Here is a 26672-nt window from a genome sequence, read left to right on the forward strand (position 1 = left end):
TAATAAGATTAACTGTCATATTTAAAGGAAGAAAATGGCCAGCACAAACGAAAGCAGACGTAAAGAATTCGACAATGAGATAACGCCGCATATAGCCGCGCTTAAGTCGTTTGCATTAAAATTATCGAGAGACCCCGACGACGCCGAAGATCTGCTCCAGGATACTCTTTTAAAAGCATTCCGCTTTTTTGATCAATACGAAAAAGGGACGAATGTAAAAGCCTGGCTATTTCAGATTATGAAAAATTCCTTTATTAATTCTTACCGCAAAATCAAAAGACAGCCGGGGAAAGTAAATTATGACGATATCGAAAACTTTTATGAAAATATACGCTCTGAAGAAATAGCCTCATCACATGTGCAAAACGACGCCTTCAGCGACGTAATGAGCGACGAGATTGCCGATGCCTTGGCAAAACTTCCCAATGATTTCAGAACAATCATTTTTCTGAGCGACATCGAGGGATATTCTTACGAAGAGATAGCCGATTTTATCGATTGTCCGGTTGGTACGGTACGCTCGCGCCTTCACAGAGCCCGCAAAATGCTCTATACCCTCCTCTATTCGTATGCTAAAGGTAAGTCTTTTGTAGACGGAGAGAGTAAATTAATTTTAAATTAAAAATAAAATTTCTGAATTTTTTCTGGACAATGATATTTATTTTGCGTATTTTTGCCGGATGAGAAATCGAGCAACATATCTACGAGCTACTATCGAAGACCTTTACATTACTATCATTAAACACTTCTCTGTAAGAGGAGAAATTAAATAGCAATACAAAAATAAATCAATTTTCCGACCGGGCAAAATTAGAGCCCCGTGGAACTATTATGTATTGATTGAAGTTAAAAACAGAGTAATTCAATAATATAAGGAGAAATGAAGAGTTGAAGATAACCAAGCAATTTACGAACCGGGAAAGCAAATCTTTAGACCAATATCTTCAAGAAATCGGAAAAGTTGACCTCCTTACCCCGGAAGAAGAAATCGAATTAGCCAAAAGAATCAAAAAGGGAGACAAACAAGCCCTCGATAAATTGACAAAGGCTAATTTGAGATTCGTTGTCAGCGTGGCAAAACAATACCAGAATCAGGGTCTTCCTTTAGGCGACCTGATAAACGAAGGAAACTTAGGCTTGATTAAAGCCGGTCTTCGTTTCGACGAAACGCGCGGATTTAAGTTCATTTCTTACGCCGTCTGGTGGATTCGACAATCGATTATGCAGGCTATTGCCGAACAATCCAGAATGGTGCGCCTCCCGTTAAATCGCGTTGGCGCTTTGAATAAAATGGGCAAGGCTCTCAGCCAGCTCGAGCAGGAATACGAAAGAAAACCGAGCGCCGAGGAAATTGCAGAACAGCTCGACATGGACGTCCAGGACGTCAATTATGCAATGCAGATTGCCGGAAGACACATTTCAATGGACGCTCCTTTTGCACACAGCGACGACAGCAATAATAGTCTGCTCGACGTTATGCCAAACGAGGATCAACCTTCGCCCGACCATACTCTGTTAAAAGAGTCTCTCAAAACCGAAATCGAACGCTCCCTTTCAACACTGACTGAAAGAGAAGCCGAAGTGATTCGTCTCTATTTCGGTTTAGGCAAGGAACATTCATTAACTCTGGAAGAAATCGGAGAAAAATTAAATCTTACACGCGAACGCGTGCGCCAAATTAAAGAAAAAGCTCTTATCAGACTGCGTCATTCTTCCAGAAGCAAAAATTTGAAAGCTTATTTAGGATAATCTTCATTTCTACCCCCCTTTTTTAGTGTAAGCCTCTCATCTATTCTTATGAGAGGCTTTTTTTTTACCCTCAGAATAAAATCTTCTTATATTTGTACTAAAAAATGGATGCATATGAATACTCTCGAAAAGCATTTTGAAAAATTCAGACGAAATATTACGGGTATCGACCAGACATTCGACGGTCCTTACGGCAAAAAAAAGATAGTCTATGCCGACTGGATTGCAAGCGGCAGGTTATACGACCCGATTGAACAAATAATACGAGAGCGTTTCGGACCGTTTGTGGGGAATACGCATTCGGAATCCTCCGTTACGGGCACTTCGATGACAAAAGCTTACCATGAAGCGCGAAATATTATCAAAAAACACGTCAATGCTTCGGATAAGGATGTTTTGCTTTTTGCAGGATACGGTATGACAGCCGCTGTAAACAAATTTCAGCGACTCCTCGGTTTGAGACTGCCCGAACAGCTTCAAAAGCATGTTAAAATTCCGAAAGAAGAAAAGCCCGTAGTATTTCTGACTCATATGGAACATCATTCCAATCAAACGTCATGGCTGGAAACAATTTGCGACGTTGTTCTGATAGAACCCGACGAAAGAGGATTGGTCGACTTAAATCATTTCAAACATTTATTGGATCTTTATAGCCACCGGAAATTTAAAATAGGCTCGTTTACGGCAGCATCGAACGTTACGGGAATAGAACCTCCTTACCATGAAATGGCAGAATTGATACACCAGTACGACGGTTATTGTTTTGTCGATTTTGCGGCGGCGGCGCCGTATGTGAAAATCAATATGCACCCGGAAAATCCCGCATGGAAACTCGACGCTATCTTTTTCTCGCCGCATAAATTTTTAGGCGGACCGGGCACTTCGGGCGTTTTGATATTCGATTCCAAGTTATATAATCGAAGAGTGCCCGATCACCCCGGCGGCGGAACGGTTGACTGGACAAATCCGTGGGGCGAACACAAATACATACAAGACATTGAAACTCGAGAAGACGGCGGCACGCCCGGCTTTCTGCAGGCAATTAAAACCGCGCTCGTCGTCAAATTGAAAGAAAAGATGGGAGTCGACAATATACGTATGCGAGAGAATCAATTGCTCGCTAAAGCGTTCGAACGCTTGAAAAAAATCAAAGGACTCCATATCCTCGCGGCTGAACACGAAGAGAGAATCGGCGTAATCTCTTTCTACGTTGAAAACGTTCACTACAATTTAATGGTTAAATTGCTGAATGACAGATACGGAATACAGATGCGAGGCGGATGTTCCTGCGCTGGCACTTACGGTCATTATCTGCTCCATGTCGATCCGACGCGTTCCAAATATATTACCGAAAAAATTAACAAAGGAGACCTGTCGGAAAAACCCGGCTGGGTGAGACTTTCGCTTCATCCTACTATGACCGACGCGGAACTTGAATTTATTCTCGACGCAATCGAGGAAATAATTCAGAATGTCGATAGTTGGTCGAAAGATTATGTTTACTCGCCAAGGACAAATGAATACACTCATACTTTCTATAACGACGATAGCTGGCAGCATATTGAGGAGTGGTTTGAGATTAGGGATTAGGGACTGGTGATTAGGGATTAGGGATTAGGGGTTAGTGGTTAGTGAGAGACTTCATTCTTTGATTTCAGATATATACTTTGCGCCGCAGCGGTGACAGACTGCGAGCGGTTTTTTTCTTCTGTATTTTCTGAATGCCTCTGCTTCGGGACTATTCCATAGTTCTTTAATGGTGGCCGTTTTCACATTACCGAATTTATAATCCGGAAAATCGACGCAAAAATTTACATCTCCGTTGGGTTGAATGTCTATTAAATTCTCCACATTATTGCAAACCGTAGATCCGACGGGAGTCGATGAATCCTTAAACCATACTTTATAGTCATCCATTTTAAAGGGCATATAGGGAAAGTTTTCGATCCCGTTCAGATCTTCCAGATAGTCCGAATATTCACGCTCGAAGCGGCTAAAATTAACGCCGGATTCATTATGATTAAATCCTTTCCACGAAAACGCTTTTATATTAAAATTTTCCTCCAGTTCTTTTTTATAGAGTTTACCGGTTTCCTCGGAAAAATAATAATAAGGCACGGCATTGATCGAACCGATTCCCATGCTTCTTGCAACTTCGGGCACCTTACTCAAAACGGTATAGTTATATTTACTGATTGTAAAACAAATGCTTTTGCTTATTTTGTTGTTGTGCTTGTTTTCCTGCTCGTTCAATAATTTTATGTTGTTTTTGATTTTCTCAAAGCTGCCTTTAACCTTCCTCACTTTATCGTGAGTCGCTTCATCACCGTCCACCGAAAATGTAATATGCATTTGAGTGATCTTTACCAGCTCGTCCGCATACTGATCGATAAGCGTTCCGTTCGTATCGACGGAGAGAAAAATTCCTTTACCGTTTATATATTTCAATAAATCGATTATACCATTGAAAAGGAAAGGTTCTCCCCCTCTTATCAGTATGAATCTTATTTTATAATTTGCAATCTCGTCGACAAGTCTTTTCCAATCTTCTAACTTTAACGTTCCTTTATTATCGATAACGCGATTCTTGACATAGCCGTTTTCGCTCCATTGACCGCACATTTGGCACCGTAAATTGCATCCGTTTGTAAGCGTAAAAGAAATAAATTCAGGAAAAGAATTCATTTTCACCTGCAGTTTGGTTTCCAGGGAATCAATTTATTCATCTATAAATAACAACGCCACAACTTAATAATAATCTACTTAAAAGTATTTGTATTAATCATGAATCCTACGACAATTCTTCTTCCGATATAATTTCCGTTATCAAAATCCGGAGTCCAGCTTATCCAGTACAGATATTCATTATTATTATTTATAACGACGCTGGGAGTGATAAAGCCCGGAGTCCCGACATTAAACTGCGCAGAGGCAAGAGTCTTCTCCGAAACATTAAACGCAAACACGGGAAACAGAGTAATCATAGGGAAAAGAACTCCTTGCTCGCTTTGAATTACTCCCTCGCTGTTGGCGCTTTTTCTGAATGAATAATAACCTCCTGTTTCCGCGGCAACCCCTGCAGAAAGTCCAAGTCCGATTTTCAGTGAATTAATTTTCATATTCAGTACAAAGTTAAATTCCCCTCCCAATCCTAAAATGGTTTTGGTCCCGTCGTATTTTTCCACTCCCGAGACTCTGTAAATTCCGGAATAACCGTAAAGTCTGGAGTTAACATTATTATGCTCATTTGTATTAACTACGGTATAACTTCCGCGCAGTATATACAAAGATTCGTTTGCATAGTCGCCCCTGGATGCGGTAAAGTCTGCTTCTGCATATTTAGATTCATAACGTTCTTTTGTTTCAACTTCGAAAATCACAGGTTGCGCGCCTGTTTGATAAATCGCCGGATAATATGTACGAAGACATCCGGATAAAATTAACGGACTTATAAGAAGAATAATATTCAATAGCTTTTTCATTTAATCCGGACTCCAATTACAAGGATGCGCCGCAATTAAAAAATACATTTTTCAATTTGAATTTTAGCGCTGAATATTTCAGAATAGACATCAGAATTTGCCGCTTTATAATTAAATTGAAGATCATACGTCCCGGCAGATTTGATTCTGAAGGCAAACATAGTTTCATGCCGGCAAACGCACCTGGAAACTATACTGTTAGTATCCTGTAAAAACACCCCGATTTTATAATTGTCGATATGCACGCTGTCTTTGAATAAAGCCGAGCAATGCGTGTTGAACATCACTTTGAATTTCAAGCTGTCGTTAATAATTGCCCATGCCCAGTACGGCTCGTCGATACTGTCGCGTTCCGCAATGCAACCGTATGCTTCGAACGAAAGATAGTCCATTGTTTTACTTCCCGATATTTCGGGAGAATACGACTCGCATTTTAAAACCGCAATGACTATAAAAACAAGAAAAATCAGATTCTTTTTCATTATATATTGCTATGTTAATTGCCTCCAGATGTAATGAATATTATATGCCAAATACCTAAAATCAAGTCCGTAATATTTTGATATCCGGGGCGAAACGCTTTATGTTATCCAGAATAGATTCTATTCCCGCGAAAGCATTAATCGCATAGAAGCTCTCTCTGCCCGCTTTGATAATAAGAATACCATGTTTAATTTCAATCGCCCAAATCTTAATAAGTTCCAGTGTAATTTCTTTCCCGAATATACTTTTCAGGACTAATTTATTTTCATAAAGGTTTATCTTTTTAGGCGTCTTAAAAAAGTTAATAGATTTCAGAAGCGCTCCAAACAATATTAAAATAAGCGAATAAACGTATCTTAATTTTGACTCTTCATCAAAAGAGAAATATAAAATAATCAGACCGATCAGTCCGGGCAATATTGTAAGAACTATTAAATAAAACGGTTTCAATGATGTTGAATATTTAGGCGCGTTCATATCTCTTCCCTCTTCAGATAAGTATATCTTCCTTATAAAGGACAACAGAATTGAAGCGGAATATCATCTCCCTGCAAGATAGTTTTTAGCATTTTTAATATCAAGAAAATTTAAGAAAGCGAGTTCCCCGATTATTTTATATTTATTACGGTCAGTGAATATTTATACAAAATCTTTATTGAGGTTATTGACTTAATGGTATAATTTTCTCTATCTTTGCAATCAAATGAAAAATTCAAAATCAACATATAACATGACAAACAGGAATCACTGGTGGTGGTGGCGCAGAGTTATACCCGTCATCTCAGTGATAACATAAATTAATTTAAATAATTCAATCCAAGAAACCCTTCTTAGTTATCACTGAGAAGGGTTTTTTGTTTTAAAGGTGTTTTATGGATTACAGTAAATTTTTATCTTTAGCCGAAGAATACAATACGGTTCCGGTATACGACAGACTTGCAGCGGACTTGCAAACTCCCGTCTCGGCATACCTTAAACTTCGCAGACATTCGAACTCTTCCTTTCTGTTGGAATCGGTCGAAGGCATTGGCAGGCTTGCGCGTTATTCTTTTATCGGCATAGATCCCGAAATCATTATTTCCAACCGTTACAAAAAAATTAAGATTGAGAAGCGGGATAAATCGGAAACAATCGAAGCCAATCTTTTCGATTATCTGCAACAGTCGTTAGGAACTCGTTATCCCATTACAGACGAACTTCCCTACTTTACCGGCGGTTGGGTCGGCTATATCGGATTTGACAATATTTCATTGATAGAGGATGTAATTGATTATAAGAGTCTGGGCTCGAATGAATTCCCCGATTCGATACTCGGATTTTTTCGAACCATAATCGTATTCGATCATTTCAAACACCAATTAATAATAATCGACAATGTTGACTGCGCCGACAAAAATAATCTGAAAAACGCGTACGACTTATCGATCCAAAAGCTGAATAAGATAAAAAAAATATTAAATGAAGAATTAAGTTATAAATCCGATTTCAAAGTAGAACCAAAGGAACTCGACAAAAACGAAGCGCACGAGTTTTTAAGTTTAGTCGAAAAAAGCAAAACGAATATCTACAACGGAGACGTATTTCAAATTGTACTTTCGAGGAGATTCGAAGCCGAATATAGCGGGGACCTTTTTAATGTTTACAGGGCTCTGAGAATGATCAATCCTTCGCCGTATATGTATTATATAAGTTTTGGGAATGATATTAAGGTGGCGGGAACATCGCCCGAAGACTTACTCAAAGTAAAGGACCGGAAAGCGGAAATACTTCCGATTGCCGGCACCCGCCGCCGCGGCAAAAACGAGGAGGAAGACAAAAAGCTCGAAGAAAATTTGATTAACGACCCGAAAGAAATAGCCGAACACGTAATGCTCGTAGACCTGGCGCGCAACGACCTGGGAAGAGTTTGCAAAACAGGCACCGTAAAGATAAGCGAGAATATGAAAATAAATCGTTTTTCGCATGTTATGCATATTGTGTCGAGAGTAGAGGGAATATTGAAAGACGGGCTCGATTCAATCGACGCGTTGAAAGCCGCATTCCCTGCGGGCACCGTTTCGGGAGCCCCAAAAATAAGAGCTATACAATTAATTAATCAATACGAAAAGCTCAAACGCGGTCTTTATGCCGGCTCGGTCGGTTATATCGACTTCCGCGGCAATCTCGATATGTGCATCGCAATCCGAACGTTGTGGGCGAATAATCAGTCAGTCTTCTGGCAAGCCGGCGCCGGAATAGTGGCAGACAGCCGCCCCGAACTGGAATTAAAAGAAATTAAAAATAAATCCGCCGTTCTTCTGAGCGCATTAAAATTAGCCGAGGTAATTGATGAAAATATTGATAATAGATAATTACGATTCGTTTACATACAATCTCGTTCAACTCGTCGGCATGTACGCTTCCGACATTACGGTAGAACGAAACGACAAGGTTTCAATTCCCGATATAATCGGGATGAAACCGGATAAAATAGTTATATCACCCGGACCCGGCACACCCGAAGAATCCGGAATTTCGATCGAAGTAATCCAGACTCTCGGAAAGGATATTCCCATTCTCGGAGTTTGTCTCGGTCATCAGGCTATCGGCTACAGTTTCGGAGCCAAAATAATTAACGCCCCTTCTCTGATGCACGGCAAAACTTCGTTGATTCGACACGACGGAAAAACAATCTACTCCGGTATCGAACAGGAATTTCAGGCGGGAAGATACCATTCGCTGGTTGTCGACAGCGCTACGCTTCCCGATGAGCTCGAAATTTCTTCAACTACTCCGGATGGAATAATAATGGGCGTGAGACATAAATTTTATCCGATTGAAGGCATTCAATTTCATCCCGAATCGATATTAACTAAAGTGGGCAATTTAATAATCAAAAACTGGTTGGAAGTATGTTAAAGGAATACATAGAAAAAATAAGCGGCGGCGAAAATTTAACGTTTCACGAAGCTCAAACCGCCATGTCCCGTATAATGAGCGGAGAATGCAACAATTCGCAAATAGCAGGTCTTTTGACAGCCTTGAAAACAAAGGGCGAAACAGCCGAAGAAGTCGCCGGCTTTGCCAGCGCCATGCGTCAATTCAGCGTTAAAATTGAAATTGACGACGAAAATGTAATTGACGTTTGCGGAACGGGAGGAGACAATTCAGGCACGTTCAATATATCTACAGCCGCCGCGTTTGTCGTGTCGGGCGCCGGCGTTAAAGTAGCCAAACACGGCAACAGATCGATTTCCAGCAAATGCGGTAGCGCGGACGTCCTTTCCCTGTTGGGCGTCAACATAAATCTTACGCCCGAACAGTCGAAACTCGCTCTCGAAAAAACGGGCATAGCCTTTTTATTTGCGCCGCTTTATCATCCAGCTATGAAATACGCCGCGCCTGTGCGCAAAGAACTCGGCATGAAAACTATATTTAACATACTGGGTCCCCTGACAAATCCTGCGGGCACAAAAAAACAACTCGTCGGAACATTCAATAATCGAACGTCGGCTTTGATGGCGGAGGCGGCTTCTTATCTGGATATGGAATCGGTAACTTTTGTTTGCACTGCCGACAAATACGATGAAATTACTTTGACCGATAAAAGCAACGTTATCATCTATAAAAAAAACAAACCCGAGGAAAAGCTTACCATTGACAATACGGATTTTGCGTTCGACAAAATTGATATGAAAAATATAACCAGCGCTTCGCCCGAGGAGAATGCGAAATTTATACTAAGCGTAATCAAAGGAAGAAAACAATCCGATGCTTATAACGTTGTGGTTGCAAATTCCGCGTTCGCGTTATTAACAGCCGGAGCCGCCGCGTCGCTCGACGAAGCAAAATCTCTTGCCGTCGAATCGATAGAGTCCTGCAACGCATACAAAAAATTGTCAGCGCTAATTAATTTCGGAAATTGAACTATGAGCTTTCTCGATCAAATAATCAATTCTAAAAGAGAAGAAATAAAAATATTACGTAAGAAATATTCGCTTGGTTATTTCGAAGAGCAGGAATATTTTAACTCATCTCCCTTGAGTTTAATAGATTCATTGTCAGAGTCAAAACGGCTGGGCTTGATTGCGGAAATTAAAAAGGCAAGTCCTTCAAAAGGCATTCTTCGCATGGAATTTAACCATATCGATATTGCCCGGATATATATGGAAAATAGAGTTAACGCTGTTTCCGTCCTGACTGATTCGAAATATTTTCAAGGATCTATCGACTACTTAAAAGAAATTGCAAAATTCAAATCCGTCCCATTACTAAGGAAAGATTTTATCATAGACGAATATCAAATATTCGAAGCGAAGGCTTCGGGAGCGGATGTCGTATTGTTGATTGGCGAAGCTTTGTCGGCGTATCAGTCCGACGCTTTGATCGCCGCCGCAAATGAATGCAATCTCGAAGTTTTGTACGAAATACATTCCCCCGCTCAACTCGACAAAATCAATTTCGATAAAGTTAAACTTGTCGGAATAAACAACCGGAACCTGGAAACATTTGAAGTCGATATTCGGACTACAAAGATGATAGCCGACGCGCTGCCTCAAGGAACAATTGCGATTTCAGAAAGCGGCATTACCTCGCCCGACGACATTAAGATTATTTCTCATCCAAAAGTAAAAGGAATTTTGGTCGGCGAGTATTTTATGAAATCCGAAGACATCGAAGAAACGCTGAAGCGCTTTATAAATACACTTGAAGAAGTTAAAAATGAGAATTAAAATCTGCGGAATAACGAATATCGAAGACGCATTTGCGACATACGGAGAGGGCGTCGATGCGCTCGGTTTTATATTCTATGAAAAGAGCCAAAGATATATTGAGCCCGGAGAAGCTTCAAATATTATCCGTAAACTGCCGCCCTTCATAACAGCTGTCGGTGTTTTTGTAAATACATCCGCAGATGAAATAAACCGAATAGCCGAAGCTGCCGGCATTAACATGATTCAATTGCACGGAGAGGAAACTCCGGATATAATCCCCCGACTAACAAGACCCGTTATTAAAAGTTTTAGGGTGCGCAATGAATTTCGTTTCGAGGAGATTGAACAATACAAAAATTGTTATTATTTGTTGGATACATATTCCGAACTCGGATACGGAGGCACAGGCGAGAAATTCGATTGGAATTTGATACCAGCGAACCTTAAGCACAAAATAATTCTTGCAGGAGGAATTGGAAAAGACGATTTGGAAAAGATACAACGAAACATCAACCCGGCGGCTATCGACGTATCGTCGTCGATAGAATTAAAACCCGGCAAAAAAGACATCAACAAATTAAAAGAATTAATGGATGAGTTGCGCAAAATTAACCCCAGACAGATGCATACACTCCGACCGGGTCTTTGAGTTCGTTTACCCAACGGACAGAAGACCCGGCTTATTTATTAATTATGCAGGAAATAGAAAATGACAAACTATAACGTACCGGATAAATCAGGCAAGTACGGAATTTACGGCGGTAAATTTGTGCCGGAAACTTTAATCGGCGCGCTCGAATCGCTCGAGAAAGTTTATCTTGAATTAAAAGACAACGAGGATTTCGTAAAGCAATTAAATGAACTCCAAAGCGAATATAACGGCAGACCTACGCCTTTAACATTTGCGAATCGTTTAACCGAATATTACGGCAGAGCTCGAATATATTTAAAAAGAGAAGATTTATGCCATACTGGAGCTCATAAACTCAATAACGCTCTGGGACAAATTTTGCTGGCTAAATATTTGGGCAAAGAGAGAATAATAGCGGAAACTGGCGCGGGACAGCACGGCGTTGCAACCGCTACGGTTTGCGCCAAGTTCGGTATGCAATGCGTTGTCTATATGGGCGAAGAAGACATCGAAAGACAAAAACCGAACGTATTCCGTATGAAGTTGCTCGGAGCCGAAGTAAGACCTGTTTCTTCCGGCAGCAAAACTCTTAAAGACGCTACCAACGAAGCCATACGCGACTGGGTTACAAACGTTGAAAATACACATTACATTATCGGTTCGGTTGTAGGACCTCATCCGTATCCGATGATTGTACGAGACTTTCAATCCGTCATCGGGATGGAAACGCGCAATCAAATTTTACATAAAGAAAATCGTTTGCCGGATTATATAATCGCTTGTGTGGGAGGCGGCTCAAATGCTATCGGTATGTTCTATCCTTTCATTGACGATGAGTCCGTGAAATTAATAGGAGTCGAAGCAGCCGGAGAAGGTCTCGATACAAATAAACATTGCGCAACGTTGAGTTTGGGAACACCGGGCGTTTTTCAGGGAATGCATACTTATTTGATTCAATCCGAAGAAGGTCAGATTGCCGAAGTCCACTCGATTTCAGCAGGTCTCGATTATCCCGGAGTAGGTCCCGAACATTCTTATTTAAAAGACAAAAGCCGCGTCGTATACGGAGCCGTTACGGATAACGAAGCGATTAGAGCCGTCAACCTGTTAACGAGGCTGGAGGGCATTCTGCCTGCGCTCGAGTCTGCTCACGCTATTGCTTATCTGGAAAAAATGATCGGGTCTACGAATAAAGACGACATTATTATCATTAACCTGAGCGGGCGCGGCGACAAAGACCTTTCCACTTTAATCAGTCATATCGGGAATGAATTATGAAAATCAGAGATATTATCGACGAAGTAAATAAGAGCAATAAAAAAGCATTGACTGTTTTTTTGACAGCCGGCTTTCCGGATAAAAACAAATTCATCGATTATGCAAAAGCGGCTATTGACGGCGGCGTTGATATTCTGGAAATAGGAATCCCCTTCAGCGATCCTCTTGCCGACGGACCTGTAATTCAGGCGTCTTCTTCCCTGGCGTTAAAACAGAACGTAACGCTCAAAGATATATTTAATTTTATCGAGTCAATCAGAAAATACTCCGATATACCGACTGTACTGATGGGTTACGCAAACCCGATCAATAAATACGGAAAAGAGAAATTCCTGATCGACGCATCTGCCTCCGGCGCGAATGGCTTAATAGTTCCCGACATACCGCTTGAAGAATACGATTTCTTCTTCCCGGCCAATAATCACGGACTTGATATCATTCTTTTAACGACGCCCACTTCGTCCGACGAAAGGATACGGGCAATCGATAAGAAAAGCGAGGGTTTTGTATACTGCGTCAGCGTTACAGGGACTACGGGCGCCGACAAAAATTTCGACGATTCCACCGTCGAACATCTTAAACGAACTTATTCTTTGATAACAAAAAATAAAATGATGATTGGGTTCGGTATAGGAAAGCCAGAAGACATAAAAAAATTTTACGATTATTCCGACGGCTTTATTGTGGGAAGCAGGATAATTAAATCGATACTCGAAGGTACGGAGCCCGCAGTCATAAAGGAAACCGTAGAAATATTTAAGAATGCCTGCGGTTAATGTTTGCGTTTCGGGTAACCGTGTTCAATGGGCAATGAAAAATCGCGCGACCATTCGTTCCACGAAGCCAGGTAATTAAATACTTTTTTAAAGCCTGCCATTTTTAAAGCTACAAAGAGATTCGAGGTGCGCGCGCCTTTGAAACAATAAAGATATAATGCTTTATCTTCCGAAAGACCGAATCCCCTGAACATCTCATTAAGCCGATCGGGGCTCTTAAACCAGGGAATATAATCTTTATATTCCATACTGTTATACCATTCAATCCAGATCGAACCGGGAATTCTGCCTTTCCGGGGCGTAAATTCGGGACCGTACGGCGAAGAACTTATTCCGACCCATTCAGCTCTATCCCGGCAATCGATAATCATAATATCGGAATTGTCGATTGCTTCTAACATCTGCTTTTTATTCAAAATAATCGAGTTGTCCGTTGCGATTTCGAATTTTTTCAATTCTGGTCGAGGCGTCTGTTTTTCTACTTTCATATTTTTATCGAGCCAAGCCTGGTAACCGCCGTGGAGTATTCTGATGTTTTTATGCCCCATATGATTGAAAATAAACCAGCCGCGGCACGAACGTCCGTATCCGTTATCCATTGCGTCTTCGTAAACGACAACTTCTTTCGTAGAATCGATGCCGGCTAACCCGAATAAACCGGCAAAATGATTCCTCATTTGTTCATAGCCGCCGTTCGATTCGGTAGCGAGATAACTGAATATCTCATATATATTAACAGCGCCGGGAATATGATCGATAAGATAATCTTCGGGTTCCCTGGTGTCTACCACTACAAGATTATCATTGTTTAATTTATCGTAAAGCTCTTCAACTTCGATCAGAAATTTATTGTCCATAGAACAGAGTTCAGCCTTTCAAGAATAATTATCTCTATTATACTATCGTATTTTTGCGGGAAATTTTTAGAGTTGGCTTTTGAGACGCTATTTTTTAGTATGCCGCCGGATTAAATTATCGACAATTTCATCGAGCCCGATCTCGAGTTCCGCCATAAGCACAAGCAAATGATAAATCAAATCCGATGATTCGTCAATAAATTCTTTTTTGTTTTTGTTTTTTGCGGCGATAACCGTTTCGATCGATTCTTCCCCCACCTTTTGAATAATTCTGTCGATTCCGCTTCGGAATAATTTTGTCGTATACGAATTCTCGGGTAATTTCTTCTTTCGTTCTTTAATCAATTCGTAGAGATACGAAAGAAATTTTACATTGTCTTTATCGATTCCGAAGCACGAATATCTGTTCAAGTGACAAGTCGGTCCTTCGGGCATTGCCGTAATCAAGAGAGTATCGTTGTCGCAATCGGCGGCAATCGAATCGAGTTTGAGATAGTTGCCGGAGGTTTCCCCTTTAGTCCAGAGCCGGTTTCTGCTTCTGCTGTAAAATGTTACAAGTCCGGTATCGATTGTTTTTGTAAGCGCTTCTTTATTCATAAATCCGAGCATAAGAACCTGTCCGGTAAATTTATCCTGAACAATGGCAGGAACCAATCCGCCTGATTTTTCGAAATCGATATTGTCGATGTTAATCATATTCTGATGTTTACCTTATTTTCAAGTAAATATTGTTTTAAGTCGGAAATAGAAAGTTCGCCGTAATGAAAAAGACCCGCAGCCAGGCAAGCGTCGACATTAGCCTTTTGAAAAGCTTCCAGAAAGTGTTCTTTCTTTCCTGCCCCTCCGCTTGCTATAACTGGGACGTTGACATTTTGAACGACTTTAGATAAGAAGTCTATATCGTATCCGCTTCTCGTGCCGTCGTGGTCCATCGACGTAAGAAGAATTTCGCCGGCGCCCAATTCGCAAACTCTTTTACACCATTGAAAACCTTCGAGACCGGTCTCTTCTTTTCCGCCTTTTATAAAAACTTTTTTAATACCGTTTACAACTTTGACGTCGATAGCCGCTACTATTGCTTGGGAACCGAATCGTTTTGCGGCTTCTGTAATAAGTCCGGGATTACGGACTATCGATGAATTGAGAGATACTTTATCCGCTCCGGCTTTCAGCAATTCTTCTATATTATCCAATTCCGAAATGCCTCCGCCCACAGTAAAAGGGATTCGCACAACCTTCGCAACATCACGGACCAATTCAACCAGAGTTTTTCTCTTTTCTTCGGTTGCAGTGATATCGAGAAACACGAGTTCGTCCGCGCCTTCCTTGTAATATCTTTCGGAAAGCTCCACGGCTGACCCGGCGTCTTTGAGGTTAACGAAATTAGTGCCTTTAACCACTCTACCGTCTTTAACGTCAAGACAAGGTATTATTCTCTTTGCTACCAATTTTTGCCAAATCCTTAATGTTTATTTTGTTTTCATAAATTGCTTTGCCTACGATTACCGCATAAATATTCAATTGGCTTAATACCAATACGTCGTGAATCGATCCGATGCCGCCTGACGCAATCAATTTAATATCGGGACTGTATTCCAAAATTTTTCTGTAAAGTTGAGTATTCGAACCGGTCAATGTTCCGTCCCTGCTGATATCCGTACACAAAAAGGTATCGATGCCGAGTTCTCTGCAGTAATCAATATGTTCGTAAATCGATACTCCGCTGTCCTCCGTCCATCCTTTAACAAGAATTCTTTCATTATACGAATCTAGCGCCACGACAAATTTATCGGCGCCGTATTCTTCAACTATGTCTGCAAACAAAGCTTTATCTTTAATTGAGAGAGAACCGATTACAATTCTGTCGGCGCCCGCATTTAAAACTTCTTTAACTTGAGAAGAACCTCTGATTCCTCCGCCAAATTCAACTTTAATGCGGACGTTATTTTTAATTTCCTTAAGAGTCGGCAGTATATTAATTTTTTTATCGAGTGTGGCGCCGAGGTCCACAATATGAAGCCATTGAAAGCCCGCTTCTTCGTACTTGCGGGCAATTTCAAGCGGCGTAGTATCATAATACTTAGCTTTATTGAAATCGCCCTTTGTCAGCCGGGCAACTTTGTTATTCAATATGTCGATTGCAGGTATAATTAACATTTTTCTATGAAGTTTTTTAGAATTTGAATTCCCCTTTCACCCGATTTTTCGGGATGAAACTGCACGCCGTAAAAGTTATTTTTTGCGACTGCGGCTGAAAATTTCACTCCGTATTCCGATACGGCGATTGTATTTTCATTATAAGGCACATAGAAAGAATGAGCGAAATAGAAATATGAATTGTTCTCAATTCCTTCAAAGAGAGGATTATCTTTAATTATTTCCACTTTGTTCCATCCCATATGAGGAACCTTAACTTTAGACGAATCAAACATTTCCGTAGTAGTATTAAAAACGCTCAAACAGCAAACGTCCCCTTCCTTCGATTTGGCAGTCAATAACTGCATTCCGAGGCAAATGCCGAGAAGAGGTTTTTTCGTAACTCTCAGCATAGTAAAAAGATTGAGCAGGTGCAGTTTTCTTATTGCAAAAGAAGCTTCGCCTACGCCTGGAAAGATTATCTTATCGCATTTTAAAATATCGCTTTCCCTGTTCGTAACCGTATAATCGACATTCAAATCGTCAAGAGCGTTTTTAACCGATTGAATATTCCCTGCGCCGTAATCGATTAGAGCAATCATAATTTACCTTTGGTTGATGGAAGTTGACCTTTGGCGCGCTCGTCTATTCTGAACGCCTCGTTTAAAGACTTGGCAAAAGCTTTGAACATCGACTCTATTTTATGATGGTCGTTTTTGCCTTTGGCTTCAAGATAAATATTAGCCGTCATTCCGAGCGCCACTCCCCTGAAAAATTCCTCCGTCAGTTCGGTCGGGAATTGTCCGACTTTTTCTCGTTCGAATTTACACTTGAAATTGAGATAGCTTCTTCCGCTCAGGTCGACAGCGCATTTTGCAATCGAATCGTCCATCGGCAAAAAATATCCGAATCGTTTAATCCCCTTTTTGTCGCCCAATGCTTTCCTGATTGCTTCGCCGAGAGCGATGCCGGTATCTTCGACCGTATGATGCTCGTCAACGTCGAGATCGCCTTTAACATTGACTTTTAAATTAATATTTGAATGGCGCGCTATCTGGTCGAGCATATGGTCGAAAAACCCGATGCCCGTTTTAATTTTCGATTTCCCTTCGCCGTCGATATCGATTTCAATTTTGACATCCGTCTCTTTTGTTTTACGTTCAACCTTTGCCGTCCTCTTATTTTTCAACAATCGTGCGACAATATCGAGAATATTCTTGTTGCTCTTACCGACTGCATAAACAGAACCCGACGTTTTGCCTTTTAAAAGAATTTTAATTGCGGTATTTTTCTTGTCGTGTTCGGATATTCTTAGACCGTTGTTTAAGAGGAACTCAAGGATTACGGGATTAATCTTTTGTGTATCGCTTTCGATTGAATACGAGTAATCTCGCAAAAGGAACAACGCTTCGAGCAAGCATGCGGATGCTTTTGTCTTCATGTTGAAGAATTCGGGCGATATGTAAATTCTATTCATAAAATTTCATTAAGTTTTTGTAAGAATAACCTGTTCTCCTCCGGAGCGCCTACAGTCACTCTCAGATAACCTTGAAAATTATATTGATTGCTTCGGTCTCTTATAATTATTCCGTTTTCTTCAAGATAGTTGTACACCTCGCGCGGATTTTCGACTTTAAAAGAAATAAAATTGGCGTCCGAAGGCAATACATTAATTATTTTTTTATTTCTTTTTAATTCATTGTAAAGGAGCTCGCGCTGTTCAATTATCTCCTTAACGTACTCGTCTTTTGTTACAGAATTATCGATAGCTTTTGCAACAGCCATTGCAGTCAATTTATTAATATTATACGGCATCTTTACCTTGAAAAGCAAGCTGATAATTTTTTCCGGTGCAACGCAGAAGCCGCATCTTAGTCCCGCCATGCCCCACGCTTTGGAAAACGTTCTGGTCACGACGAGATTATCCGTATGCAAAGCTTCTTTAGCAAATCCTTCGTCGCCTGAGAAATCAATATACGCTTCGTCAATCACAACAATTAAATTCAAATCCGTTATCAATTTCCTGATAATATTTTTGTCGAGTAAATTCGAAGTAGGATTGTTAGGCGAACAAAGGAATAGAATTTTTGTATTTTCATTTACACTGGAAACAATTGCATTATAGTCGATGTCGTAACCGTCGTTCAACGGCGCGTTAATTACTTTTACGTTATTAATATCGCATGCAACTTTATACATACCGTACGTAGGCTCGCATACAATCACATTATCTTTGCCCGGCTCGCAAAAAATCCGAATCAGCAAGTCGATCACTTCATCGGAGCCGACTCCGAAAAAGAGATTGTTTTCCGGTACGCCCAAATAATCGCCCGTTTTTTTTCTCAGCAATTTTTGATACGGGTCAGGATAGCGATTGAATTCGAGATTATTAACGTCTTCTGCGACCGATCCCAAACTGTTTTCATTTGCGTCGAGTAAGATTCCGTCCGTATGAGACTGCCTCGCTGAAGTATACGGTTTTAATTCCAGAATATTTTTTCTGACCAGTTTTTCGATATTCATTTTTTCAACCTTATTTTAACTGCATTTGCGTGCGCCTGAAGATTTTCTTTTTCAGCCATTGCAATAATCGCCGGAGCTAGATTCGACAATCCCTTTTTGGATAATTTCTGAAAAGTAACGGATTTCATAAAAGCTTCGACATTTACGCCGCTGTACGATTTAGCGTATCCGTATGTCGGCAGCGAGTGATTTGTACCTGAGGCATAATCTCCCGCGCTCTCCGGAGAATAAGCGCCGATAAAAACCGAGCCGGCATTTTTAACCAGGCGCTTATATTTCGAAGCATTCTTCAAGTTCAATATCAAATGTTCCGGCGCATAATCGTTCGATATTTCGAATGCCGTTTCAATTTTCCTGACGACAATAATTTTCGAATGTTTTAAGGCTCGAACGGCTGCTTCCCGTCTTGGCAGTTGTTTCAATTGCAATTTTATTTCTGCGTTAACGCTTTCAGCAAGAATTTCGCTCTCGGTAATCAACAAAACCTGCGAATCGTGCCCGTGTTCTGCTTGCGAAAGCAAGTCGGCGGCAATAAAAGAAGCGTCGGCGTCTTTGTCTGCGATAACCAACACTTCGCTGGGTCCTGCGGGCATATCGATGGCGCATCCGTCCGGATCAATACTCACAAGCGATTTAGCGGCTGTAACATATTGATTCCCGGGACCGAATATTTTATCCACTTTCTTAACAAAAGCGAGCATACCGACAGCCTGAGCGCCGCCTACGTTATAAAATTCGTCTATATTCAATTTGCATGCTGCGTAAGCCAAAGCAGGCTCAATATTATCGCCTACAGGCGAAGTAACAATGATTTTATTGCAGCCGGCAATTCGAGCAGGTATGGCAAGCATCAATAAAGTCGAAAATAAAACCGCGCTTCCTCCCGGTATGTACAATCCCACTTTTTCTATAGGAATGTACGATCTGCTGCATTCCACACCGGGCATTGTTTCAATTCTATACCCGGCGGGATATTGTAATTTATGGAAACGTGTGATATTCTTAATAGCCGTATCGATTGCATTTTTCGTTTGGCGGTCGAGCAGCGCGGCAGACTTCTCCAATTCTTTTTTAGAGATCAATAAATTCTTTTTCTTAATGTTATCGAATTTGCGCGCGTATTTAACAACCGCTTTCATCCCGTTTCTCTTAATATCCTTCAAGACGGGAGAAATATATTCATAAATATCGGCGGTTTTGATGGCGGGTCTTTTTAATAATTTATCCCGCTCTTTATCCGTAAGGTTGTTGTAATAAATTATTTTCATACGATCATATTGTCTATTGGTAATAATAAAATGCCCGATGCGCCGGCTTCTTTCAGGTCTTTATAAATTTCCCAGAACTTGTTCGTAGGAATTACCGCATGAACCGCCACCATGTCGGGTTCAGCAAGCGGTAAAATAGTAGGACTCTTAAGCGAAGGAATAATCTTTTCGATTTTTTCCAGCGCGTTTTTGGGAGCGTTCATCATCAAGTATTTCGATTTGCGCGCCGTAAGAGCCGAATCGATTCTAACCAATAAATTATCTAGTTGAGATTTCTTATCGTGGTCATTTTCGATATTCTTATTTGCTATCAAGACAGCCTGTGAAGAAAAGATATCGAACGACTTTTTGAGTTTATTGAATTTAAGAGTATTGCCTGTAGACACCAAATCGCATATATAATCGGCAACGCCGAGTGAAGGAGCAATTTCGACGGATCCGCTTATTTCGACTACAGTAGCGTTAATATTATTTTGAGTAAGAAAACTTTTCAAAATATTAGGAAACGAAGTTGCAATTCTCTTTCCGTTGAGTCCGGACAGATCTTCGAGTGTTTGATTTTCCGGAATCGCCAATGAGAGCCTGCATTTTCCGTATCCCAGTTTCCTCACGACATCCACATTCGCTTTTTTTTCATAGAGAACATCCTCTCCCACAATTCCGATATCCGCCACGCCGTCCATAACATATTCGGGTATGTCGTCGTCTCTCAACAACAAAATATCGAGATCGTAATTTCTGGCGGTGACTATTAATCTTGATGAATATTCTTCTATATCGATATCGCAGCTTTTAAGAAGATTCAACGACTTTTCGGTTAGTCTGCCGTTTTTTTGCAATGCAAGTTTCAAATTTCCGTTAAGCATAATGTCTCCCATAAAAAAAAACCCCGACATGCGCCGGGGTCTATGAACAATTTTTTTATTTTTTATTTAAACCATACCGGCGCTACTGAAGTAGTTATAATGATGATGCCAATTACCGGTATGAATTATTCTTTTCATAATTTTTCTTATTTTGTTACGCAATGTAAAAAACTTCATAAAAAGAAACAAAATAAAAATAGGCTTGGCTTTGATTTGCTTTCACGTATCGGACTTACACGGACGGCGGGAGAGATACGAAAAATTATTTGCAGAAATCATCAAAGAAAAACCCGATGTCGTACTAATGGGCGGAGATCTTCTCCCTCACGGAATTTCCGATAATCAGTTTATATCCGGTTATTTCAAACAGAAGCTTATCGATTTGAAAAAAAATCTCAGAAGCGGGTTTCCGGAATTCTTAGTTATCTTGGGCAACGACGACCCGAAGAAATTCGAAAAAGATTTTGTGGAATTGTCAAATGAAAATCTAATTTACTATTTGAACCTGAAAAAAGTATCCGTTGAAGATTATGATTTCTACGGATATTCTTACGTACCGCCGACGCCATTCAGAATGAAAGACTGGGACAAGTATGATATTTCCAGATATACCGACCCCGGCATCATACCGCCAGAAGAAGGTTATTTTTCAACAGATCGGAGCCAATACGACATCAAATACTCGACAATCAAAGAAGATCTTCAAAGTTATCTCGGCGGCAAAGACATTTCAAAATCCGTAATTCTTTTTCATACTCCACCGTACAATACAAAACTCGATTTAGTGAGACCGGTATTAATAGATTACGTGGAAACGGACAAACATGCGGGAAGCATTGCGGTTCGTAATTTAATAGAATTAAAACAGCCTTTGGTTACGTTGCACGGTCACCTTCACGAATCTTCGCAATTAAGCGGCGCGTGGCGCGATAGAATCGGCAAAACTTATTGCTTTAACGCCGCTTTTCATAAGCCGGAACTCTCGATTATAAAATTTGACCCGTCGTCGCCGCAAGAAGCGAAAAGAATCTTAATTTGATTTTTCAATCACTTTTAGAGGTTTAGCGGCGTCCGTTAATGCGTTAATTTTAACGGCATAACTTGTTTTATTTTTTATATCCTCATCGGTAATAAAATGTATATCGAGAAGACCTTCGGTTTTAATGCCCGTACGCATATAGTTAATTTGGCTAAGGCATAAACTCCAACCTTCGAGCCAGGCTTCCAATTCTTTGCGCGGACACTTATTTTCGTCGATATGAATAATAAGGTCGATATCGCTGCCGGGACCAGAGATCGCATTTTTCACGCTGCCGAACAAATAAATTCCTTTTATTCCCATCTTTTCGGCGTCCAATTCCTTTGCGAGATTTTCAGCCATTTTAAGCCGCCATCTCCAGTGGTCGCTTGGACTGTAATTTTCGACTGTTGTATTTAATTCCGTTTCGCTGACGACTTCATTTGTCGGGTCGGTAAATATCGCGACTGCTTCTTCCAGATCGGCATTCATCAATACCCGTAAAATCATCCCTTCTTTTGAAGCGGGCACGTCAATTACTTTTACTGTATCTTCCAGATAAAAGTACTCCGGCAATATTTCCGATAAAATATTTTTCGATTCATTAAAAAACTTTTCGTTGAAAATAATCCCCGGGTCGTCAGGATAGAGCGGCAGGTATTTAATATTTGCTTCGACAAGATCCTGGAAAAAGTGAGTGCCAAATGAAACGTCCGGAATATAATTCCCTTTTTTACGAGCAATTTCAATCAACATGGCTGTATTATTTATATCCGAATAAGTAACGCTCACGCCAAGTTTAATGTCCCCTCGACTTCCCCATCTGCCAGGCCCGAGTAAAATGAATTTTCGTTTCGGAAGGATTTTGTTCAATTTCCCGATAACTCTGCCTACTTTCAGTAATTTGTTTCTGTCGGACAATTCAGAATATTTCTGGGGATCGACATAAACAACGTGAGTTATTTCCGGCACCTTACCGTTTGAAACAAATTTTTTTGCGTTGAAAAGGATTTTTTCCTGTGGAATATCTTTCGGAATAGGGTCGCCTGCAGTCTCACGGCTACGGCTTTGGGGTCTGCATTGTAACAAATACAAATCGTTGCCGTCGGAAACAAATTCAATATCTACCGGAGTTTTCATTCTCGTCTGCAAAGTTTTTAAAATCGAATCCATTTTCCTGAGAAAATCCGTTTTCGTAAAAAGACCTTCGAACGTAACGACATAATCGCAATTATCGTTGTCCATAATTGATGGCAATCTAATCATGCCTCCGTCGAGTACCGAAAAAACCTGTTCGAAAGCAGGATAATCTTTTTTAATTTCTTTAATTAATTTTTCGAGATCAATCGTTTCAAATTCATTCGTCTTTAAATTGATAACGTCGACTTTCTTTGTCGAATAACGGATTACTTCTTCCGGTGTAACATTTACTCTGATTGAAGGTTGACCGGGCGAGATTAAAATCGGGTAATCGTCGCTCAATCTGTCGACTGCTCTTGTGCCGAGACCCGGCACAATTCTCAAAAGACCGTCTTCCCTTTTAATTCTGGGCGACCACCTGAATTCATTGACGCTGAAAGCCACTCCGGCATATGCCGGTATAAAATAATCTCCGACTCGCTTTCCGATCACTTCCTGAATCATTATCCCCATTTCTTCGTGAAAATCGAGCAGTCCGCGTTCCGCTCTGTATTCAATCGGATCGGGGCTAAAAGTTGACGCGTATACCTCGGCGATGGCATCCATCAATGCCGCGAGCCTCGCTGCCTTGCTCCCCCGGTTTGCCAGGAACAAGCTTTTATATTTACCCGAAAACGAGGCGTCCATTTGATCTTCAAGCAAACTCGAGCTGCGTACCACAAGCGGAACATCACCAAAGTCATCCAGCGCAACCGACAAGCCTTTAACAATATCCGGCGGAAATTCGGAATTCTTAAATAACTGCACTATATGAGGATATTCAATTCTTACCTCCTCAATTTCCTTATATTTTTGTTCAAGTACTTCCTCTAAGTTATTATGCTGCATAAAATTAAGGATTCCGTCTGAAGTAATATACCATGTATTGGGCACCTTAATATTTTTCAATAATTCATTGTTTGACGCTTCTTTTCTCAAGATATGGGAAGCAACAAAAAGACCGGCGCTTTTCCCTCCGAGCTTGCCGTGACTTTGCGGGGGGAATATCATTTTATCAATCAGTTTATAGAAGTCCGTCAGTTTTACATATTCTTTTGCTATCGAAATGAAGCTCAATTGATCCGTAAAAAACCTGCGGAGCAAAGATACCCGTAATCCTTTGATAGTTTGCGGTGGGAGCTCGAATTTCTCGGGAGCAAGATGGTAATATTTTCTGAGCGCTTCCGCTATCTCCGTTAACGAAGTATCCTGATTATCTACTACTTTAATCAGAGCGCTCGATTTATCCTCCTGAATCCATTTCTGGATTTTACTCAAGATAACTTCGTCTGGCAAATTCTCGTCTGCAAGTCGTTGTATCGTATCGACATATTCGTCGTAATTAACGATACGTTCTACTTTGGTAGGTTTATTTTCGTCTTCTTTTTCGACATCGTCGTTCAAACCGATTTTAATTTTGCGCGCAATACTAGTATGTTTCATCAGCAGTTCGGCTTCTTCAACGCCTTTCCAGCACAACAGATGGAGAAGTTTCCGCATTAAACTCATGAAAAGGTTCGGGTCGGTCTTGCGTATCATATCGAGCACCACCTTCCACTCTCCTCGCGCGGTTTTGCCGACCGACTGACGAACGGTTTGAAGTTCGTTAATAACGTTTTTCAATTTGTTATGAAGTATAAAATGTCCCAGCCTGTCGGCAATCGTTCTGATAAGACGAATTTCTTCTTTCAGGAATGGGCTGCCGTCTTTAGCGGGCACGCCTTCAATGTAATAGACTTCGATACGTCCGACAACTTTATCCTGTACTTTTATATCCTCGGATATTTTCCATTTGCTTTCGGTAAATTCCTCGGTTTGATATACAATGTCTCCGTATATAATCCGGGCTTTGCAATAATTCGAGTAGAGAAAAGCCGACGGGATGGCATCGATTACCGTATGGAAAGCCTGTCTCAGAGAAATTTCCGACCGATTCAATGTATCTTCGATTGTATAGAGACAATTTAATTCTTTCGCCCTTTCCTGCAATTCTGTCATTAAATTTTCAATAGGTTTATTTTCCGCAGTCATTTCAGAATTACTCCTTTCCCTTTTTTACCGTCGACCTTAATTACTAAATTATTTTCCGTTTTAATGTGTTTTACAAATTCCAATTCTTCAACCGTTGTTTGCAGATCAATCCATTTCCAATCGATATAATCGGCGTCATAATTTAATGAAAAATAATAAACATCCAAATTCGACATATTATGAAAAAAGTGAGAACCCTGACTGAATTCCACACTGAAATTTTCCAGATTTATTTCCACAATTGCTTTTGCTGCGTTAACGTCCGACCATTCCACGGGAATTCCGAGCCAGGGGTCAGCGCTCCCCCACCTGCCATAACCAATCAACAAATATCTTTTATTTTCATTTATAAATTTTTTGTTCATTTGTGAAATTTCGCTTGCGATGGTAAGTGAGTTCTTAATATCAAAATTATCTTTTTTCACAATTATTATGTCTCTGATTTCATCAAAGCTACCGTGTCCCAAAACTTTTCCCGATTTTAGCAGAATTTTGTCGGTATCCTCGTCAGGCTCATTGAAACTCACGGCATCTGTGTATTTTTTCATCGGACGTACTTGTAAAAACGCGAAATTTAGAATACTCTTTTTGTTATCCTGCCAACAAGCGAACTCTATCTCTACAGGCGCGTTAAATTCTTCTTCGCAGAATCCCAGTAGATTCCTAATGAAATCGTTAAATCCGTACATATTCAATTCTATCAAAGGGGCAAAATTTATAATACGCGGACCATCCTTACCTGCGCCTATTACAATCTTATCGTCGTCCTGTATGTATGTCGATACAATATTTTTAAGCACGTTATCGTATTCAGCCGTCTCCAATTCTTCATGCGATAAAAATTCCGTTTCTTTAAGAGGGTCATATTTTACGCCCGGGCTAATATCAATAGCCCAAAATTTTTTTTGAGTCAGCTTAAGCATATCTTTAACGCTTTTAAACGGTAGCGAACGTCTGGGATATTTCGGGCAGTATGACCAAACTATATCTCCGTCAACTATAGTTTTTCCGAGTCCCAAAGCAAGATGAACAATTCCATCTTCCGGTCGAGCATTGCCAAACGGATAAAAGTTATATGACTTAGCTACTCCTGAAAAATCAGGATAAAATCGATTGTAATGTTTTTCACCTGCGACCCTTTGAATTATTACTCCCATCTTTTCGTTTTCGATCGGATGATCGGTAAGAGAGAAATAATTTTTTGCCGCGTTTGAATAGACCGATGCGTAAACGAATTTTATCGAATCTATAAGTCTTTTAAAACGCAATTCCGGCGCGCCCGGCAGAGGATTAATCATTTTAGTTTTGTAAATGCCCGCAAATGGCTCGTCAGCAGAGTCTTCCAACATTCCGGAAGATCTGACAGCGAGAGGAAATTTGGCTTCGTGTAAAATATTGTAAAGCTCTCCAAGAAATTCATTAGGGAAAACGGAATCAATAAATTTTTTTATAAGATATCTTTCGTCGTCTTCCTTTATTGCGTATTCCAATAAATTATTACGTTCTATAAACTTGTCGAAAACGTCTGATGCAATTATAACCATTCCGGGAACGAACAGATTAATAGCGGGAGGAATATATTTCATTTTGGGAAGTATGGAAGCTGCTGTCAACAATCCCACGGCTTTGCCTCCCGATTTACCCTCGCCTATTTTTACGCAAGAATTATCGGGAAAGTATTTTGACGCCTTCTCCATACAA

Annotated in this window: 26 protein-coding genes; 11 read left to right on the top strand and 15 right to left on the bottom strand. The window is 40.5% G+C overall.

Annotation, left to right across the window (positions count from 1 at the left end):
* Positions 1 to 34 precede the first annotated feature (34 nt).
* From ACSSWA_RS02430 to ACSSWA_RS02440, 3 genes are all read left to right on the top strand, one after another.
* On the top strand, positions 35 to 622 hold the full coding sequence (locus ACSSWA_RS02430; RefSeq protein WP_437354996.1) for a sigma-70 family RNA polymerase sigma factor: 588 nt from the start codon (positions 35 to 37) through the stop codon (positions 620 to 622).
* A 266-nt stretch (positions 623 to 888) separates the two neighbouring features.
* Positions 889 to 1749: a sigma-70 family RNA polymerase sigma factor gene (locus tag ACSSWA_RS02435; RefSeq protein WP_014857434.1), complete on the top strand. Its 861-nt coding sequence runs from the start codon at positions 889 to 891 to the stop codon at positions 1747 to 1749.
* A 114-nt stretch (positions 1750 to 1863) separates the two neighbouring features.
* On the top strand, positions 1864 to 3339 hold the full coding sequence (locus ACSSWA_RS02440) for an aminotransferase class V-fold PLP-dependent enzyme (RefSeq protein WP_437354997.1): 1476 nt from the start codon (positions 1864 to 1866) through the stop codon (positions 3337 to 3339).
* A 51-nt stretch (positions 3340 to 3390) separates the two neighbouring features.
* Here the strand turns inward: ACSSWA_RS02440 and ACSSWA_RS02445 are convergent, their stop codons facing one another.
* From ACSSWA_RS02445 to ACSSWA_RS02460, 4 genes are all read right to left on the bottom strand, one after another.
* Positions 3391 to 4434 (bottom strand): radical SAM protein, encoded by a 1044-nt coding sequence (locus ACSSWA_RS02445; protein WP_437354998.1) that lies wholly within the window; start codon positions 4432 to 4434, stop codon positions 3391 to 3393.
* 74 nt (positions 4435 to 4508) lie between these two features.
* A complete protein-coding gene (locus tag ACSSWA_RS02450) occupies positions 4509 to 5231 on the bottom strand; it encodes a hypothetical protein (RefSeq protein ID WP_437354999.1) in 723 nt (240 codons plus the stop codon).
* 35 nt (positions 5232 to 5266) lie between these two features.
* Positions 5267 to 5713 (bottom strand): hypothetical protein, encoded by a 447-nt coding sequence (locus tag ACSSWA_RS02455; RefSeq protein ID WP_437355000.1) that lies wholly within the window; start codon positions 5711 to 5713, stop codon positions 5267 to 5269.
* Positions 5714 to 5774: 61 nt separating this feature from the next.
* Positions 5775 to 6191 carry a hypothetical protein gene (locus ACSSWA_RS02460; RefSeq protein ID WP_437355001.1) on the bottom strand — a complete coding sequence of 139 codons (417 nt, stop codon included), beginning with the start codon at positions 6189 to 6191 and terminating at the stop codon, positions 5775 to 5777.
* Positions 6192 to 6586: 395 nt separating this feature from the next.
* Between ACSSWA_RS02460 and trpE the strand changes: the two genes are divergently transcribed.
* The 7 genes from trpE to trpA are packed head-to-tail and all read left to right on the top strand — an operon-like array spanning position 6587 to position 13093.
* On the top strand, positions 6587 to 8065 hold the full coding sequence (gene trpE, locus ACSSWA_RS02465; RefSeq protein WP_437355002.1) for an anthranilate synthase component I: 1479 nt from the start codon (positions 6587 to 6589) through the stop codon (positions 8063 to 8065).
* Positions 8043 to 8612, top strand: a complete 570-nt coding sequence (locus ACSSWA_RS02470) for an anthranilate synthase component II (protein ID WP_437355003.1) — start codon at positions 8043 to 8045, stop codon at positions 8610 to 8612. The genes trpE and ACSSWA_RS02470 overlap by 23 nt, the downstream gene beginning before the upstream one ends.
* Entirely contained in the window at positions 8606 to 9619 is a 1014-nt protein-coding gene (gene trpD, locus ACSSWA_RS02475) for an anthranilate phosphoribosyltransferase (protein WP_437355004.1), read from the top strand. The genes ACSSWA_RS02470 and trpD overlap by 7 nt, the downstream gene beginning before the upstream one ends.
* Positions 9620 to 9622: 3 nt before the next feature.
* A complete protein-coding gene (trpC, locus tag ACSSWA_RS02480; protein ID WP_437355005.1) occupies positions 9623 to 10426 on the top strand; it encodes an indole-3-glycerol phosphate synthase TrpC in 804 nt (267 codons plus the stop codon).
* Positions 10416 to 11057 carry a phosphoribosylanthranilate isomerase gene (locus tag ACSSWA_RS02485; protein ID WP_437355006.1) on the top strand — a complete coding sequence of 214 codons (642 nt, stop codon included), beginning with the start codon at positions 10416 to 10418 and terminating at the stop codon, positions 11055 to 11057. Before trpC ends, ACSSWA_RS02485 begins: the two co-directional genes overlap by 11 nt.
* Positions 11058 to 11117: 60 nt before the next feature.
* Positions 11118 to 12317: a tryptophan synthase subunit beta gene (gene trpB, locus ACSSWA_RS02490; protein ID WP_437355007.1), complete on the top strand. Its 1200-nt coding sequence runs from the start codon at positions 11118 to 11120 to the stop codon at positions 12315 to 12317.
* A complete protein-coding gene (gene trpA, locus ACSSWA_RS02495; RefSeq protein WP_437355008.1) occupies positions 12314 to 13093 on the top strand; it encodes a tryptophan synthase subunit alpha in 780 nt (259 codons plus the stop codon). Before trpB ends, trpA begins: the two co-directional genes overlap by 4 nt.
* On the opposite strand, the gene ACSSWA_RS02500 is transcribed toward trpA, so the two are convergent.
* From ACSSWA_RS02500 to hisG, 9 genes are all read right to left on the bottom strand, one after another.
* Positions 13090 to 13950: a sulfurtransferase gene (locus ACSSWA_RS02500; RefSeq protein ID WP_437355009.1), complete on the bottom strand. Its 861-nt coding sequence runs from the start codon at positions 13948 to 13950 to the stop codon at positions 13090 to 13092. The two genes, trpA and ACSSWA_RS02500, sit on opposite strands and share 4 nt — an antisense overlap.
* A gap of 87 nt (positions 13951 to 14037) precedes the next feature.
* Positions 14038 to 14646: a bifunctional phosphoribosyl-AMP cyclohydrolase/phosphoribosyl-ATP diphosphatase HisIE gene (hisIE, locus tag ACSSWA_RS02505; protein ID WP_437355010.1), complete on the bottom strand. Its 609-nt coding sequence runs from the start codon at positions 14644 to 14646 to the stop codon at positions 14038 to 14040.
* Positions 14643 to 15398 carry an imidazole glycerol phosphate synthase subunit HisF gene (gene hisF, locus ACSSWA_RS02510; RefSeq protein ID WP_437355011.1) on the bottom strand — a complete coding sequence of 252 codons (756 nt, stop codon included), beginning with the start codon at positions 15396 to 15398 and terminating at the stop codon, positions 14643 to 14645. The genes hisIE and hisF overlap by 4 nt, the downstream gene beginning before the upstream one ends.
* Positions 15367 to 16107: a 1-(5-phosphoribosyl)-5-[(5-phosphoribosylamino)methylideneamino]imidazole-4-carboxamide isomerase gene (hisA, locus tag ACSSWA_RS02515; protein WP_437355012.1), complete on the bottom strand. Its 741-nt coding sequence runs from the start codon at positions 16105 to 16107 to the stop codon at positions 15367 to 15369. The genes hisF and hisA overlap by 32 nt, the downstream gene beginning before the upstream one ends.
* Positions 16101 to 16688 carry an imidazole glycerol phosphate synthase subunit HisH gene (gene hisH / locus ACSSWA_RS02520; protein ID WP_437355013.1) on the bottom strand — a complete coding sequence of 196 codons (588 nt, stop codon included), beginning with the start codon at positions 16686 to 16688 and terminating at the stop codon, positions 16101 to 16103. Before hisH ends, hisA begins: the two co-directional genes overlap by 7 nt.
* On the bottom strand, positions 16685 to 17563 hold the full coding sequence (hisB, locus tag ACSSWA_RS02525; RefSeq protein ID WP_437355014.1) for an imidazoleglycerol-phosphate dehydratase HisB: 879 nt from the start codon (positions 17561 to 17563) through the stop codon (positions 16685 to 16687). Before hisB ends, hisH begins: the two co-directional genes overlap by 4 nt.
* Positions 17560 to 18609, bottom strand: coding sequence for a histidinol-phosphate transaminase (gene hisC / locus ACSSWA_RS02530; protein ID WP_437355015.1), 1050 nt, complete (start codon positions 18607 to 18609; stop codon positions 17560 to 17562). The genes hisB and hisC overlap by 4 nt, the downstream gene beginning before the upstream one ends.
* The gene (gene hisD / locus ACSSWA_RS02535; protein ID WP_437355016.1) at positions 18606 to 19877 is read right to left on the bottom strand and encodes a histidinol dehydrogenase; all 1272 of its coding nucleotides are present in this window, start codon (positions 19875 to 19877) and stop codon (positions 18606 to 18608) included. Before hisD ends, hisC begins: the two co-directional genes overlap by 4 nt.
* Positions 19874 to 20755, bottom strand: coding sequence for an ATP phosphoribosyltransferase (gene hisG / locus ACSSWA_RS02540; protein ID WP_437355017.1), 882 nt, complete (start codon positions 20753 to 20755; stop codon positions 19874 to 19876). The genes hisD and hisG overlap by 4 nt, the downstream gene beginning before the upstream one ends.
* Before the next feature lie 196 nt (positions 20756 to 20951).
* Between hisG and ACSSWA_RS02545 the strand changes: the two genes are divergently transcribed.
* Positions 20952 to 21782: a metallophosphoesterase family protein gene (locus ACSSWA_RS02545; RefSeq protein WP_437355018.1), complete on the top strand. Its 831-nt coding sequence runs from the start codon at positions 20952 to 20954 to the stop codon at positions 21780 to 21782.
* On the opposite strand, the gene ACSSWA_RS02550 is transcribed toward ACSSWA_RS02545, so the two are convergent.
* Positions 21774 to 24971: a PEP/pyruvate-binding domain-containing protein gene (locus ACSSWA_RS02550; protein ID WP_437355019.1), complete on the bottom strand. Its 3198-nt coding sequence runs from the start codon at positions 24969 to 24971 to the stop codon at positions 21774 to 21776. The genes ACSSWA_RS02545 and ACSSWA_RS02550 overlap by 9 nt on opposite strands.
* Positions 24968 to 26668 (bottom strand): PEP/pyruvate-binding domain-containing protein, encoded by a 1701-nt coding sequence (locus ACSSWA_RS02555; protein WP_437355020.1) that lies wholly within the window; start codon positions 26666 to 26668, stop codon positions 24968 to 24970. Before ACSSWA_RS02555 ends, ACSSWA_RS02550 begins: the two co-directional genes overlap by 4 nt.
* Positions 26669 to 26672: the final 4 nt, after the last annotated feature.

It is taken from the genome of Melioribacter sp. Ez-97 (assembly GCF_051488665.1).
In the GTDB taxonomy this organism is placed as follows: domain Bacteria; phylum Bacteroidota; class Ignavibacteria; order Ignavibacteriales; family Melioribacteraceae; genus Melioribacter.

Excerpts from the sequence above, each read along its gene's own strand:
- ACSSWA_RS02430 (WP_437354996.1), top strand. The coding sequence starts at position 35 with ATGGCCAGCACAAACGAAAGCAGACGTAAAGAATTCGACAATGAGATA.
- ACSSWA_RS02440 (WP_437354997.1), top strand. The coding sequence starts at position 1,864 with ATGAATACTCTCGAAAAGCATTTTGAAAAATTCAGACGAAATATTACG.
- ACSSWA_RS02445 (WP_437354998.1), bottom strand. The coding sequence starts at position 4,434 with ATGAATTCTTTTCCTGAATTTATTTCTTTTACGCTTACAAACGGATGC.
- ACSSWA_RS02450 (WP_437354999.1), bottom strand. The coding sequence starts at position 5,231 with ATGAAAAAGCTATTGAATATTATTCTTCTTATAAGTCCGTTAATTTTA.
- ACSSWA_RS02455 (WP_437355000.1), bottom strand. The coding sequence starts at position 5,713 with ATGAAAAAGAATCTGATTTTTCTTGTTTTTATAGTCATTGCGGTTTTA.
- ACSSWA_RS02460 (WP_437355001.1), bottom strand. The coding sequence starts at position 6,191 with ATGAACGCGCCTAAATATTCAACATCATTGAAACCGTTTTATTTAATA.
- trpE (WP_437355002.1), top strand. The coding sequence starts at position 6,587 with ATGGATTACAGTAAATTTTTATCTTTAGCCGAAGAATACAATACGGTT.
- ACSSWA_RS02470 (WP_437355003.1), top strand. The coding sequence starts at position 8,043 with ATGAAAATATTGATAATAGATAATTACGATTCGTTTACATACAATCTC.
- trpD (WP_437355004.1), top strand. The coding sequence starts at position 8,606 with ATGTTAAAGGAATACATAGAAAAAATAAGCGGCGGCGAAAATTTAACG.
- trpC (WP_437355005.1), top strand. The coding sequence starts at position 9,623 with ATGAGCTTTCTCGATCAAATAATCAATTCTAAAAGAGAAGAAATAAAA.
- ACSSWA_RS02485 (WP_437355006.1), top strand. The coding sequence starts at position 10,416 with ATGAGAATTAAAATCTGCGGAATAACGAATATCGAAGACGCATTTGCG.
- trpB (WP_437355007.1), top strand. The coding sequence starts at position 11,118 with ATGACAAACTATAACGTACCGGATAAATCAGGCAAGTACGGAATTTAC.
- trpA (WP_437355008.1), top strand. The coding sequence starts at position 12,314 with ATGAAAATCAGAGATATTATCGACGAAGTAAATAAGAGCAATAAAAAA.
- ACSSWA_RS02500 (WP_437355009.1), bottom strand. The coding sequence starts at position 13,950 with ATGGACAATAAATTTCTGATCGAAGTTGAAGAGCTTTACGATAAATTA.
- hisIE (WP_437355010.1), bottom strand. The coding sequence starts at position 14,646 with ATGATTAACATCGACAATATCGATTTCGAAAAATCAGGCGGATTGGTT.
- hisA (WP_437355012.1), bottom strand. The coding sequence starts at position 16,107 with ATGTTAATTATACCTGCAATCGACATATTGAATAACAAAGTTGCCCGG.
- hisH (WP_437355013.1), bottom strand. The coding sequence starts at position 16,688 with ATGATTGCTCTAATCGATTACGGCGCAGGGAATATTCAATCGGTTAAA.
- hisB (WP_437355014.1), bottom strand. The coding sequence starts at position 17,563 with ATGAATAGAATTTACATATCGCCCGAATTCTTCAACATGAAGACAAAA.
- hisC (WP_437355015.1), bottom strand. The coding sequence starts at position 18,609 with ATGAATATCGAAAAACTGGTCAGAAAAAATATTCTGGAATTAAAACCG.
- hisD (WP_437355016.1), bottom strand. The coding sequence starts at position 19,877 with ATGAAAATAATTTATTACAACAACCTTACGGATAAAGAGCGGGATAAA.
- hisG (WP_437355017.1), bottom strand. The coding sequence starts at position 20,755 with ATGGGAGACATTATGCTTAACGGAAATTTGAAACTTGCATTGCAAAAA.
- ACSSWA_RS02550 (WP_437355019.1), bottom strand. The coding sequence starts at position 24,971 with ATGACTGCGGAAAATAAACCTATTGAAAATTTAATGACAGAATTGCAG.
- ACSSWA_RS02555 (WP_437355020.1), bottom strand. The coding sequence starts at position 26,668 with ATGGAGAAGGCGTCAAAATACTTTCCCGATAATTCTTGCGTAAAAATA.